The sequence below is a fragment of the Ramlibacter sp. JJN2-2R genome, assembly GCF_057747835.1.
Genome location: NZ_CM173226.1, coordinates 2,937,541 through 2,950,447 on the forward strand (window position 1 = coordinate 2,937,541; position 12,907 = coordinate 2,950,447).

Sequence of the window (12,907 nt, forward strand, 5' to 3'; positions counted from 1 at the left end):
CGTCAGCGGAACAGGTCCTTGTACTGCTCGCGCAGCAGGTTCTTCTGCACCTTGCCCATGGTGTTGCGCGGCAGGTCGGCCTCGACGAAGCAGCGCTTGGGGATCTTGAAGTTCGCCAGCTTGCCCTTGAGGATGGCGACGACCTCCTCGGGCTGCAGCTTCGCGCCGGCCTTGGGCACGACCACGGCCACGCCGACTTCGCCGAAGTCCGGGTGCGGCACGCCCACCAGCGCGCTCTCGGCCACGCCGGGCAGCTCGTTGATGAAGCCCTCGATCTCGGCCGGGTAGACGTTGTAGCCGCCGCTGATGATCAGGTCCTTGCTGCGGCCAACGATGCTGACGTAGCCGCGCTCGTCGATGCGGCCGACGTCGCCGGTCCTGAACCAGCCGTCGGCGGTGAACTCCTCCGCGGTCTTCTCGGGCATGCGCCAGTAGCCCTTGAACACGTTCGGGCCCTTGACCTGGATGCCGCCGATCTCGCCCTGGGGCAGCTGGCGGCCGTCGTCGCCGCACACGCGCACGCCCACGCCCGGCAGGGGAAAGCCCACGGTGCCCGCGCGCCGCTCGCCGTCACTGGGGTCGTACGGATTGGAGGTGAGCATGATGGTCTCGCTCATGCCGTAGCGCTCCAGGATGGTGTGGCCGGTGCGCTCGCGCCAGGCGCTGAAGGTCTCGGGCAGCAGCGGCGCCGAGCCGGCGATGAACAGCCGCATGTGGCGGGCCGCCTCGCGCGTGAGCGCCGCCTCGGCCAGCATCCGCACGTACAGCGTGGGCACGCCCATGAAGACGGTGGCGCGCGGCATCGCCGCGATCACCTTCTTCGGGTCGAACCGGGCCATCCAGAGCATCTTGCTGCCATTGAGCAGCGCGCCATGGATGGCCACGAACAGGCCATGCACGTGGAAGATCGGCAGCGCGTGGATCAGCACGTCGCCGCGCTGCCAGCCCCAATAGGCCTTGAGCACCTCGGCGTTGGACAGCAGGTTGCCGTGCGTGAGCATCGCCCCCTTGCTGCGCCCCGTGGTGCCGCTGGTGTACAGGATCGCGGCCAGGTCGTCGGCCGTCCGCGCCGCCACCTCGTGCCGGTCGCTCTGCAGCGCCGCGCGGTCCAGCAGCGAGCCGGTGCGGTCGTCGCCGAGGGTGAACACGTTGCGCGTGCCGGCCTGGAAGGCGATCTTGCTCACCCAGCCGAAGTTCTTCGGGCTGCACACCACCACGGCCGGCTCGGCGTTGCCGATGAAGTACTCGATCTCCGCGCTCTGGTAGGCGGTGTTGAGCGGCAGGAACACGTAGCCGGCGCGCAGCGTCGCCAGGTACAGCAGCATGGCCTCGACCGACTTCTCGACCTGCACCGCGATGCGCGAGCCCTCGGGCAGCTGCAGCGACACGAGCAGGTTGGCGATCATGGCCGTGGCGCGCTCGATGTCGCGCCAGCTGTAGGCCAGTTCGTCGTCGGTCTCGACGGCGATGGCGTCGAGGTCCTGGGGGAACGCCGCGCGCAGGGCGGCAAAGAGGTTGTGGTTCGGTTGCTTCATCGGAAGTCGGGCTTGCGCTTGGCCAGGAAGGCCGCGATGCCCTCGCGGTGTTCGCGGCCGGGAGCATAGCGGTAGGCGCCGGCCAGCTGCGCGAGGGCGGCGGCGCGGCGGTCGGGATCGTGCTGCTCGCGCAGGGCGCGCAGCGTGCGCTTGTTGGCGCGCGCGGCCTGCGGCGCGAGCGACGCGATGCGCGCGGCGAGCGACTGCACCCGGGCGTCGAAGTCGCCGCCGTCGGCCAGGTGCTGCACGAACCCGCGCGCCTTCATCTCGGCGGCGTCGAGCACCGCGGCCTCCAGCAGCAGCTGGCGCGCCGTGGCTTCGCCGAGCACCGCGGCCACCACCTGCGCCTCGCGCGGGGCCATGGGAAAGCCCAGCCGGGCGATCGGCGCGCCGAACGTCGCCTCGGGCGACGCGACGCGGATGTCGCAGCAGCTGGCGATCTCGACCCCGGCGCCCATGCAGGCGCCGCGGATGGCGGCCAGCACCGGCACGTCGCAGTCGAGGATGGCCCGCAGGCCGCCCCAGACATCGTCCTCGTGGAAGTCGCGCAGCGAGGCTTCCTCGAACCGGAAGCCTTCGTATTCGGAGATGTCGCCGCCGGCGCAGAAGGCGTCGCCCTCGCCCTGCAGCACGATGCACCGGCAGCCGGCGTCCGCCTGCAGATGCACGAAGACGGCGCGCAGCTCGCGCCACATCGCGCGCGACATGGCGTTGAGCTTGCCGGGATGGGACAGGACGACGCGGGCGATGCCGCCGTCGAATGCGAACCGGACCTGCCCTGCCATCTCAGCCGCCACAGGGCTGCCCCGGGGCGGCCGCAGCCCCCACGACCGGCAGCGCAGCACAGGCGGCGGCAGGCGTGGGGGCCATGGTCCTCAGTCCAGCTTGGCGCCGGACGCCTTCACGACGTTGGCCCAGCGCTTGATCTCGCCGGAGACGAAGGCGCCGTACTGCTGCTGCGCGAGGTTGGGCACTTCGGCGCCCTGCTGCGCCCAGATGGCCTTGAGCTCGTCGGTCTGCAGCGCCTTGCGCACCTCGTCGATGATGCGCGTCTGCACGTCGGCGGGGGTGCCCTTGGGCGCCCACAGGCCGTACCAGGTGCTCACCGTGTAGTCGGGCAGGCCGACCTCGGCGGCGGCGGGCACGTCCGGGAAGGCGGCATTGCGCTTGGCGCCGGAGACCATCAGCGCCTTGATGCGGCCGCCCTTGATGTGCGCGGCGGAGGAGCCGAGGCCGTCGAACATCATGTCCACGTTGCCCGAGATCAGGTCCTGCAGCGCGGGGCCCGCGCCGCGGTACGGGATGTGGGTGATGAAGGTGCGCGTCTGCAGCTTGAACAGTTCGCCGGCCAGGTGGTGCGAGGTGCCGCTGCCGGCCGAGCCGTAGTTGAACTTGCCCGGGCTGCGGCGCAGCAGGTCGATGAAGCTCTTGATGTCGGGGGACGTCACGCGCCGGGGGTTGACCACCACCACCTGGGGCACCGAGGCGACCATCATCAGCGGGACGAAGTCCTTCTCGAGGTCGTAGTCCAGCTTCGGGTACATCGACGGCGCGATGGTGTGGTGCACCGCGCCCATGAAGAGGTTGTAGCCGTCCGGGGCCGCGCGCGAGGCCAGGCTGGCGCCCACCGTGCCGCCGGCGCCGCCGCGGTTGTCGATGATCAGCTGCTTGCCGGTCTGCTTGGCGAACTGGGCCGCCAGCGGCCGGGCGAAGGCGTCCGTGCCACCGCCGGCGGGGAACGGCACGATCATCATCACCGGCTTGGCCGGCCAGTGGGGAGCCGTCTGTGCGAACGCCATCGGGCTGATCGCGACGGCAGCGGCGGCGCGCAGGATGTCGCGCCGTTGGAACCAGGATGTCTGCATGCTTGTCTCCTTGTGCTTGGCAGGACTCAACCGTACAGGTCTTCGATCGCACCTGAAATCGGGATTTGCCCCTCCGACAGCATCCGGCGATGCTTGTCGAGCCTCTTGATGTCGTACAGGTAATTCACCATCAGCCCATAGGACTGCTTGAGTCCCTTGGGCGACGGATCCGCGCCCCAGTTCAGGCGCTCCACGCGCGCGCCGTTGCCCAGGTGGAAGCGCGCCACCGGATCCAGCGGCTTGCCGCCATCGAGCTCGCGCCCGAGGTAGCGCGCCGCCCACGCCAGCAGCTGGGCGCGGCGCGGGGACTTGGGGCCGAGCGTGAGCGGCTGCTCCAGCTCCGCCAGCAGGTCGGCCGGCGCGTTCTTCTGCATCCAGGCCCGCAGGCCCGGGATCGGCGACAGCGTGGCGAAGGTCTTCAGGCGCGGGAATTCGGCCTTGAGCGTCTCCACCACGTGCTTGATGAGCGAGTCGCCGAAACTCACGCCGCGCAGGCCCGCCTGCGTGTTGCTGATGGAATAGAAGATCGCGGTGGTGGCCCGCGCCAGGTCGGCGGGCTCGGCGGTCTCGTCCAGCAGCGGTTCGATGCTGGCGCTGATCTCGGTGGTGAGCGCCACCTCGACGAAGATGAGGGGCTCGCCCTCCAGGCGCGCGTGGAAGAACGCGTAGCAGCGCCGGTCGCTGTCCAGGCGGTTCTTGGCGTCGGCCCAGCTGCGGATCTCGTGCACCGCCTCGTACTTGATCAGCTTCTCCACCAGCGACGCCGGCGAGTCCCAGCTGATCGGGCGCAGCTCGAGGAAGGCGACGTCGAACCAGGTCGAGAACAGGTGCTCCAGCTCGGCATCCAGCGGCAGCAGCCGGCGGTCGGTCTTGAGCTGCGGCAGCAGTTCGGCGCGCAGGTCGACCAGGAAGCGCATGCCCTGCGGGTAGCCGGCGAACCGCTGCAGCAGGCGGGTGCGCGGCGACTGGATCGCGCGGCGCAGGCGCATCTCGGCGGCCGCCTCCTCGGGCGTGCCGAGGGCGGCCTCGTACTGCACGCGCGCGGCCTTGACCAGCGAGGAATCGGGCGCGAACTGCTCGCTCATGAGCAGCCAGCAGTCGCGCCGCTCCTCGACCGAGGCCTTCTCGTACCACTGCGCGAACTCGCAGGCGCGGCGCGCGGCCTCCACCTCGCTGATGCGCGGATCGACGATCGCCTGCAGCTCGACCAGGGTGCGCCGCAGCACGCGCGGCGACAGTGCCTCCTGGTTGCGCCGCAGCGTGGCCTTGAGCCGCTCGCGCGTCGTGCGCGGCGCCGCCGATTCGACGGCGGCGGCCGCCGCCACCGCCTTCGGCTCGAGCCCGGGTCGCAGGATCGACACCCCGCGCGTGATCCACTTGCCTGCGCTCATGAAGCGGTCCTCGTTCGTTGGTTGCGCGCCAGGTCGCGCAAGGCGCCGCGCTGCCGCGTGAGGTGAGTGCGCATCGCCGCCTCGGCGCCCTCGGCGTCGCGGGCGCGCAGCGCGGCGAACACGGCCATGTGCTCCGACAGGCTCTGCTCGAGGCGGCCCGGCGCGTGCAGCTGCTGCAGGCGCGCCAGCTTGACGATCTTGCGCAGGTCGGTGATCACCTGGGCCAGCCAGCGGTTGCCCGCCAGCGCGATGATGGATTCGTGGATGGCGAAGTTGGTCGCGTAGTAGTCGTTGATCCGCTTGCCCCTGGCGCACCGCTGCAGCCGCTCGTGCAGCGCCTCGAGCTCCGCCAGGTCGGCATCGGTCGCCCGGCAGGCCGCCTCGTAGGCGCAGCGGCCCTCCAGCAGCGCGATCACGGGGAAGATCTCGTCCAGGTCCTTCTCGGTCACCTCGGCGACGAAGCAGCCGCGGCGCGGCTCGTGGCGCACCAGGCCCTCCGCGGTCAGCACCTTGAGCGCCTCGCGCAGCGGCGTGCGCGAGATGCTCATGGCCTCGGCCAGCCGCACCTCGTCCAGGAAAGTGCCCGGCGGCAGCTCGCCGTCGAAGATGCGCTCGCGCAGGCGATCGGCGGCTTCTTCGTGCAGCGAGCTGTGGACGAGGCGCATGGTGGCGGGGCCCTGTAATTACGCATAATTATGGCGTGGGCCAGCGGTGCCGGGGCAGGTTCTCGTGGAAAACACCGAGAGGTCGGGGACGGTTGCGTTGGTTTCGCGCCGCATCTCGCCGCGAGGCCGCCTCCGTGACCGGATCGTCGGCGCACGGAGCAAGGTCGGCGAACGTGTCGCCGCCGCCGCCGGCCCGCGGGCTGCGTCAGCTCAGGGCGCGCCCGCCGGCTGACGCGTCACGCCGGCTCAGGGCGCGGTGCGCGTGGCGGGCACGCGGGGCGCGCGCTTGCCGGCCCAGATCCACAACGCGACGCCGGCCAGCATCATCGGCACGCACAGCCACTGGCCCATGCTCAGGCCGGTCTGCTGCTGCAGCCACAGGAGGTGCGCGTCCGGCTCGCGGAAGAACTCCGCCACGAAGCGGAAGAAGCCGTAGCCGGCCAGGAACACCGCCGACACCTGCGCCTCGCGGCGCTCGCGCCGCGCGTACGTCCACAGCAGGATGAACAGCAGCACGCCCTCCATCAGGAACTGGTAGGCCTGCGACGGGTGGCGCGGCAGCGGGCCGGCCTGGGGGAACACCATCGCCCAGGGCAGCGACGGATCGGCCGGACGGCCCCACAGCTCGCCGTTGATGAAGTTGCCCACGCGGCCGGCGGCCAGGCCGAGCGGCACGCAGGGCGCGATGAAATCCATCACCTGCCAGAACGGCTTGCCGCGCGAGCGGGCGTACCACCACTGCGAGACGATCACGCCCAGCATCCCGCCGTGGAAGCTCATGCCGCCCTTCCAGACGGCAAAGATCTCCAGCGGGTTGGCGGCGTAGTAGGCCGGCTTGTAGAACAGGCAATAGCCCAGCCGTCCGCCCAGGATCACGCCGACGACGCCCAGGAACAGCATGTCGTCGATGTCGCGGCGGCTCCAGGCGCCCGGCCGCTGGATCGACGCGAAGGGCTCGTGCTTGAGCCGCCGGGTGGCCAGCAGCATGAACAGCGCGAACGCGGCCAGGTACGTGAGGCCGTACCAGTGCACGGCGAGCGGTCCGATCTGGAACGCGATCGGGTCGATCTTCGGGAACTGCAGCATGGCCGCGATTGTGCCCGCCCGTCAGCCGGCGGCGGCGCCCTGCCCGCGCGCGAACTCGACAAAGCGCGCCAGCGGCCCGCCGGCCGCGGCCCGCCACACCAGGCTGGTCTCGCACTGCGGCACGTGCGTGCGCCCACCCGGCGGGGCCCGGTAGACCACGCCCTGGCGCTGGAACTCGCGCACGCTCTGCGGCACCCAGGCGATGCCCAGGCCCGCGGACACCAGGTTGACGATGGTCTGCATCTGGATCGCCTCCTGCGCCACCTGCGGTTCGCGGCCCGCCGCGTGGTACAGGCCGAACACCGCGTCGTGCAGCGACGGCAGGATGCGGCGCGGGAACATCACCAGCGGCTCGGCCATCAGCCGCGGCAGCGCCAGCGTGCGCGCGGTGGCCAGCGGATGCTGCTCGGGCAGGGCCAGCACCAGCGGCTCGCGCCCGACGCGCAGGTGCTCCATGCTGGTCGGCGCGAAACCGGGCGAGTGCAGCAGGAAGCCGGCGTCCAGGTCGCCGCGCTCCAGCGCCGGCAACTGCACGTCGGCCGTGGCCTCCAGCAGGTCGAGCTGCACGCCCGGGTGGCGGGCGCGGAAGGCGCGCACCCAGCGCGGCAGGAAGCTGTAGCCCACGGTGGACACGAAGGCCAGGCGCAGCCGGCCGGCCTCGCCCGCGGCCGCGGCGCGCGCGGCGGCCGGCAGCGCCTGCGCGCGCGCCAGCAGTTCGCGCGCCTGCGGCAGCAGCGCGGCGCCCGCGTCGGTCAGCTGCACGCTGCGCTTGGTGCGGTCGAACAGGCGCACACCCAGCAGCTGCTCGAGCTGCGCGATCGCCTGCGTCAGCGGCGGCTGCGTCATGTGCAGGCGGACGGCGGCGCGGCCGAAATGCAGCGTTTCGGCCACCGCCACGAACTGGCGCCACAGGCGCAGCTCGACGAGGGGTTTGCTCATATCTGGCGCATATTAATGGGCGCTGGAAAACGGATTGGATCGAATCAGTCGGGCGACTTAGACTGGCTGCCCCCACAACCAGCAGCCCGTTCGGGCTGAGCTCGTCGAAAGCGCGCCGTCCCGGCGCGGCCCTTCGACCGGGCTCAGGGCGAACGGATCGAGACGCCCATGGCCGAACAGAAGATCCACCTCCACCTGCGCAGCAGCAACATCACCGAGGGCAAGGCCCGCGCCCCCAACCGGTCCATGTACTACGGCATGGGCTACAAGGAGACCGACTTCGGCAAGCCGATGGTCGGCATCGCCAACGGCCACAGCACCATCACGCCGTGCAACAGCGGCCTGCAGAAGCTGGCCGACGCGGCGGTGCGCGGCGTCGAGGAAGCCGGCGGCAATCCGCAGATCTTCGGCGTGCCCACCATCAGCGACGGCATGGCGATGGGCACCGAAGGCATGAAGTACTCGCTGGTGAGCCGCGAGGTCATCGCCGACTGCATCGAGACCTGCGTGCAGGGCCAGTGGATGGACGGCGTGGTGGTGGTGGGCGGCTGCGACAAGAACATGCCCGGCGGCATGATGGGCATGCTGCGCGCCAACGTGCCGGCTATCTATGTGTACGGCGGCACCATCCTGCCGGGCAAGTGGAAGGGCCAGGACCTGAACATCGTCAGCGTGTTCGAGGCCGTGGGCCAGAACGCCGCCGGCAAGATGAGCGACCAGGAGCTCAAGGACATCGAGCAGCACGCCATCCCCGGCACGGGCTCCTGCGGCGGCATGTACACCGCCAACACCATGAGCTCGGCGTTCGAGGCGATGGGCATGTCCCTGCCCTACTCGTCCACCATGGCCAACCCGCACGACGAGAAGATGAACTCGGCCAGGGAGTCGGCCAAGGTGCTGATGGAGGCCATCCGCAAGGACTTGAAGCCGCGCGACATCGTGACCAAAAAGTCGCTCGAGAACGCCGTCGCCGTGATCATGGCCACCGGCGGCTCGACCAACGCCGTGCTGCACTTCCTGGCGATCGCGCATGCCGCCGGGGTCGAGTGGACCATCGACGACTTCGAGCGCATCCGCAGGAAGACGCCGGTGCTGTGCGACCTGAAGCCCTCCGGCAAGTACCTCGCCGTGGACCTGCACGAGGCGGGCGGCATCCCGCAGGTGATGAAGGTCCTGCTGAACGCCGGCCTGCTGCACGGCGACTGCATCACGATCACCGGCAAGACGATCGCCGAGACGCTGGCCGACATCCCGGACGAGCCGCGCAAGGACCAGGACGTGATCCGCCCGATCAGCGACCCGATGTACAAGGAAGGCCACCTGGCGATCCTGAAGGGCAACCTGTCGCCCGAGGGGGCGGTGGCCAAGATCACGGGCCTGAAGAACCCGGTGATCACCGGCCCGGCGCGCGTGTTCGACGACGAGCAGTCGGCGCTCAAGGCCATCCTGGACGGCAAGATCGTGGCCGGCGACGTGATGGTGCTGCGCTACCTGGGCCCCAAGGGCGGGCCCGGCATGCCCGAGATGCTGGCGCCCACCGGCGCCCTGATCGGCGCCGGCCTGGGCGAGAGCGTGGGCCTGATCACCGACGGGCGCTTTTCCGGCGGCACCTGGGGCATGGTCGTGGGCCACGTGGCGCCGGAAGCGGCGGCCGGCGGCACCATCGCTTTCGTGAACGAGGGCGACTCCATCACGATCGACGCCCACCAGCTGAAGCTGGAGCTGAACGTGCAGGCGGCGGAGATCGAGAAGCGCCGGGCCGCCTGGACGGCGCCCAAGCCGCGCTACACGCGCGGCGTGCAGGCGAAGTTCGCGTTCAATGCGGCCAGCGCCAGCAAGGGCGCCGTGCTGGACGACTTCTAGGAGGGATGGGCGCTCCGCGGCGCCGCACCGGCCATCCCCGCGCCTGCGGGAACGCGCTTAAGCGCCGAGGGGGCGGCGCAGTGGCTCAGCGCTTCCGGGCCTTGGGGCCCAGGCCGAGCTGCTCGCGGCTCTTGTCGATGCGGGCCTTGCGGCGCGCGTTCTCGCGCTCCACGGCCTTCTTCTTGGTGTAGCCGGACCAGTCGGCCCAGCTCCACCAGGCCACGGCGAGCGCGAAGGGCGACAGCACGACCCACCACGACCACTCGGCCACGACGCCGAACTCGAGGTACTTCAGGGCCAGGAACAGGATCCCCACGCCGAGGAACAACATGCCGATTTCTCCGCTGCCCGACGAGGGCTTGACGGGCGTGACAAATGACCGTCAACCGCCCTCACTACAATGACGTTGAGGAATGTAACCCAACCACAGAGGATTCCACGATGAAACGTGTCCTGCTCATCCTGGCGACCGCCGCTGCCGTGGCCGGTCCCGCTCTCGCCGACCAGGCACTGGCCACGGCCAAGAACTGCATGGCCTGCCACGCCGTCGACAAGAAGCTGGTCGGTCCCGCCTACAAGGAAGTGGCGGCCAAGTACGCCGGCCAGAAGGACGCCGTCGACAAGCTCGCCGCCAAGATCCAGAAGGGCGGCGCGGGCGTCTGGGGTCCGGTGCCCATGCCGGCGAACACGCAGGTCAGCGATGCCGAAGCCAAGAAGCTCGCCGCCTGGGTGCTGAGCCTCAAGTGAGCTGAGCACAACCAGCCAGAAAGAAGGCCCGCAACTGCGGGCCTTTTTCATGGTGGTCGCCGCTCGGCCCCGTCGGGCCTCCGGATGGCATGGGCAGGCCGATGCCGCCTTCTGCCTGCGCCCTTCGCCGGCTGTCGTCCCGGCGAAGCCGGGATCCAGTCCCCCTACCCTGTCTTGCGACCTGTCGGCCCACGCGGCGGGCCCCAACAGGTTGCCGGCACCAGCGCCGCTACCTGGCGTGGCTCTGGTGGTGCATGCCGTGCCCTTGGGCGGCATCGGGCCCGTGGTCCGACACCTGGGCATCGAACCAGCGGTGCAGCGCGGCCACCAGCTTCGGGTCGGCGGACCGGTAGGCCAGTTCGCCGCCGCCGGGCACGTCGCGGTAGCGCACGGTCACCGCGCCCGGCGCCGCGGCGCGCAACTCGGCCAGGCCGGGCATGTCCTCGCCGTGCAGGTGCGCGGGCCCCGAGAAGTCGCGCCGCTCGAACTGCCCGCGGATCTCCATCAGGTGGGCGCGCACCAGCTTCACCTGCTCCGTGTCGCCCTGGCGCCGCACCACCACGCGCTGCGTGCCGCCGTGCGCGGTCCTGGTGAAGACGTGCCGGGTGGCCTGCAGGCTGAACGGCATCACGTCCGGGCCGCGCCGGGCCACCTCGGCCTGGCGCGCCGCGTCGGCGGCGAAGCTGGACGTCAGGGCCAGCGCGAGCAGCGAGGCCAGCGCGGCGCGGACGCAGACTCGCATCACAGCCTCTCGGCCAGCTGCTCCAGGATCGCCGGGTTCTCCAGCGTGCTGGTGTCCTGGGTGATCGCCTCGCCCTTGGCGATGCTGCGCAGCAGGCGGCGCATGATCTTGCCGCTGCGCGTCTTGGGCAGGTTCTCGCCGAAGCGGATGTCCTTGGGCTTGGCGATCGGGCCGATCTCCTTGGCCACCCAGTTGCGCAGCTCGTTGGCGATCTGCCTGGCCTCGTCGCCGGTGGGGCGCGGGCGCTTGAGCACGACGAAGGCGCAGACGGCCTCGCCGGTCAAATCGTCGGGCCGGCCGACCACGGCGGCTTCGGCCACCAGGTCGGTCTTGGCCACCAGCGCCGATTCGATCTCCATCGTGCCCAGGCGGTGGCCCGAGACGTTCAGCACGTCGTCGATGCGGCCGGTGATGCGGAAGTAGCCGGTCTTGGCGTCGCGCACCGCGCCGTCGCCGGCCAGGTACAGCCTGCCGCCCATCTCCTCCGGGAAGTAGCTCTTCTTGAACCGCTCCGGGTCGCCCCAGATGGTGCGGATCATCGACGGCCACGGACGCTTGACCACCAGCATGCCGCCCGAGCCGTTCGGGATGTCCTTGCCCGTCTCGTCGACGATGGCGGCCATGATGCCGGGCAGCGGCAGCGTGCACGAGCCCGGCACCAGCGGCGTGGCGCCCGGCAGCGGCGTGATCATGTGGCCGCCGGTCTCGGTCTGCCAGAACGTGTCCACGATCGGGCAGCGCTCGCCGCCCACGTTCCGGTGGTACCACATCCAGGCCTCGGGGTTGATCGGCTCGCCCACGCTGCCCAGGATGCGCAGCGACGACAGGTCCCAGTTCTTCGGGTGCACCTTCGCGTCGGTCTCGGACGCCTTGATCAGCGAGCGGATGGCCGTCGGCGCGGTGTAGAAGATGGTGACCTTGTGCTTCTCGATCATCTGCCAGAAGCGGCCCGCGTTCGGGTACGTGGGGATGCCCTCGAAGATGACCTGGGTGGCGCCGGCGGCCAGCGGGCCGTAGGCGACGTAGGTGTGGCCGGTGATCCAGCCGATGTCGGCCGTGCACCAGAAGACGTCCTCGGTGCGCAGGTCGAACGTCCAGTCCATCGTGAGCTTGGCCCACAGCAGGTAGCCGCCGGTGGCGTGCTGCACGCCCTTGGGCTTGCCGGTGGAGCCGGAGGTGTACAGGATGAACAGCGGATGCTCGGCGTTGACCGGCACCGGCGCGCACTGGTCGGACTGGCCCTGCAGCACGTCGTCGAAGGTCCTGTCGCGCCCGGCCACCATGTTGCACGCCGTGGGCGTGCGCATGTAGACCAGCACGCTCCTGAGCGTCGTGCAGCCGCCCATGTCGATCGCCTCGTCGACGATGGCCTTGAGCGGCAGCTCCTTGCCGCCGCGCATCTGGTAGTTGGCCGTGATCACGGCCACCGCGCCGGCGTCGATGATGCGCTCGTTGAGCGCCTTGGCCGAGAAGCCGCCGAACACCACGCTGTGCGTGGCGCCGATGCGCGCGCAGGCCTGCATGGCGACCACGCCGTCGATCGTCATCGGCATGTAGATGATCACGCGGTCGCCCTTGGCGATGCCCTGCGCCTTCAGCGCGTTGGCGAAGCGGCTCACGCGCGCCAGCAGCTCCTTGTAGGTGACCCGGGTCACCGCGCCGTCGTCGGCCTCGAAGACGATGGCCGTCTTGTTCTCCACCGGCGTGCCCACGTGCCGGTCCAGGCAGTTGGCCGACGCATTGAGCTCGCCGTCGTCGAACCAGCGGTAGAACGGCGCCTTCGATTCGTCCAGCGTCTTCGTGAACGGCCTGGTCCACTGCACGTTCTCGCGCGCCAGCCGGGCCCAGAAGCCCTCGAAGTCCCGCTCGGCCTCCTGGCACAGCGCCTCGTACGCGGCCATGCCCGCGATGCGGGCGCCGCGCACCGCCGACTCGGGCGGAGGGAAGACGCGGTTTTCAACCAGGACGGACTCGATGGCGCTCATGGTGTGTCTCCGGATGGGGGAATCGCGGCGTACTGTCGACGGACGCACTTACAAACCACTGACTTTCCCGCAGCTGACATTGTCCCTCC

General features: G+C 70.4%; 12 protein-coding genes. 2 read left to right on the forward strand and 10 right to left on the reverse strand.

Annotated features, from left to right (window positions below; genetic code table 11):
• Positions 1 to 2: 2 nt before the first annotated feature.
• The 7 genes from AC3ANR_RS14250 to AC3ANR_RS14280 form a co-directional block, all read right to left on the reverse strand.
• On the reverse strand, positions 3 to 1,535 hold the full coding sequence (locus AC3ANR_RS14250; RefSeq protein ID WP_488288759.1) for a malonate--CoA ligase: 1,533 nt from the start codon (positions 1,533 to 1,535) through the stop codon (positions 3 to 5).
• Complete coding sequence (locus tag AC3ANR_RS14255) at positions 1,532 to 2,320, reverse strand: enoyl-CoA hydratase/isomerase family protein (RefSeq protein ID WP_488288760.1); 789 nt, start codon at positions 2,318 to 2,320, stop codon at positions 1,532 to 1,534. The genes AC3ANR_RS14250 and AC3ANR_RS14255 overlap by 4 nt, the downstream gene beginning before the upstream one ends.
• Before the next feature lie 90 nt (positions 2,321 to 2,410).
• Complete coding sequence (locus AC3ANR_RS14260; protein ID WP_488288761.1) at positions 2,411 to 3,400, reverse strand: Bug family tripartite tricarboxylate transporter substrate binding protein; 990 nt, start codon at positions 3,398 to 3,400, stop codon at positions 2,411 to 2,413.
• 26 nt (positions 3,401 to 3,426) lie between these two features.
• A complete protein-coding gene (locus AC3ANR_RS14265; protein WP_488288762.1) occupies positions 3,427 to 4,791 on the reverse strand; it encodes a malonyl-CoA decarboxylase in 1,365 nt (454 codons plus the stop codon).
• Positions 4,788 to 5,456, reverse strand: coding sequence for a GntR family transcriptional regulator (locus AC3ANR_RS14270; protein ID WP_488288763.1), 669 nt, complete (start codon positions 5,454 to 5,456; stop codon positions 4,788 to 4,790). The genes AC3ANR_RS14265 and AC3ANR_RS14270 overlap by 4 nt, the downstream gene beginning before the upstream one ends.
• Before the next feature lie 246 nt (positions 5,457 to 5,702).
• Entirely contained in the window at positions 5,703 to 6,542 is an 840-nt protein-coding gene (lgt, locus tag AC3ANR_RS14275) for a prolipoprotein diacylglyceryl transferase (RefSeq protein WP_488288764.1), read from the reverse strand.
• Between the two features lie 21 nt (positions 6,543 to 6,563).
• A complete protein-coding gene (locus AC3ANR_RS14280) occupies positions 6,564 to 7,481 on the reverse strand; it encodes a LysR family transcriptional regulator (RefSeq protein WP_488288765.1) in 918 nt (305 codons plus the stop codon).
• A gap of 168 nt (positions 7,482 to 7,649) precedes the next feature.
• Between AC3ANR_RS14280 and ilvD the strand changes: the two genes are divergently transcribed.
• On the forward strand, positions 7,650 to 9,344 hold the full coding sequence (gene ilvD, locus AC3ANR_RS14285) for a dihydroxy-acid dehydratase (RefSeq protein ID WP_488288766.1): 1,695 nt from the start codon (positions 7,650 to 7,652) through the stop codon (positions 9,342 to 9,344).
• A gap of 85 nt (positions 9,345 to 9,429) precedes the next feature.
• On the opposite strand, the gene AC3ANR_RS14290 is transcribed toward ilvD, so the two are convergent.
• Positions 9,430 to 9,675 (reverse strand): TIGR04438 family Trp-rich protein, encoded by a 246-nt coding sequence (locus AC3ANR_RS14290; RefSeq protein ID WP_488288767.1) that lies wholly within the window; start codon positions 9,673 to 9,675, stop codon positions 9,430 to 9,432.
• A gap of 110 nt (positions 9,676 to 9,785) precedes the next feature.
• On the opposite strand from AC3ANR_RS14290, the gene AC3ANR_RS14295 reads away from it, so the two are divergent.
• The gene (locus AC3ANR_RS14295; RefSeq protein ID WP_488288768.1) at positions 9,786 to 10,091 is read left to right on the forward strand and encodes a c-type cytochrome; all 306 of its coding nucleotides are present in this window, start codon (positions 9,786 to 9,788) and stop codon (positions 10,089 to 10,091) included.
• A gap of 229 nt (positions 10,092 to 10,320) precedes the next feature.
• Here AC3ANR_RS14295 and AC3ANR_RS14300 read toward each other — a convergent pair whose 3' ends face one another.
• The gene (locus tag AC3ANR_RS14300; protein ID WP_488288769.1) at positions 10,321 to 10,833 is read right to left on the reverse strand and encodes an aspartate carbamoyltransferase; all 513 of its coding nucleotides are present in this window, start codon (positions 10,831 to 10,833) and stop codon (positions 10,321 to 10,323) included.
• Complete coding sequence (acs, locus tag AC3ANR_RS14305) at positions 10,833 to 12,818, reverse strand: acetate--CoA ligase (protein ID WP_488288770.1); 1,986 nt, start codon at positions 12,816 to 12,818, stop codon at positions 10,833 to 10,835. Before acs ends, AC3ANR_RS14300 begins: the two co-directional genes overlap by 1 nt.
• Positions 12,819 to 12,907 lie beyond the last annotated feature (89 nt).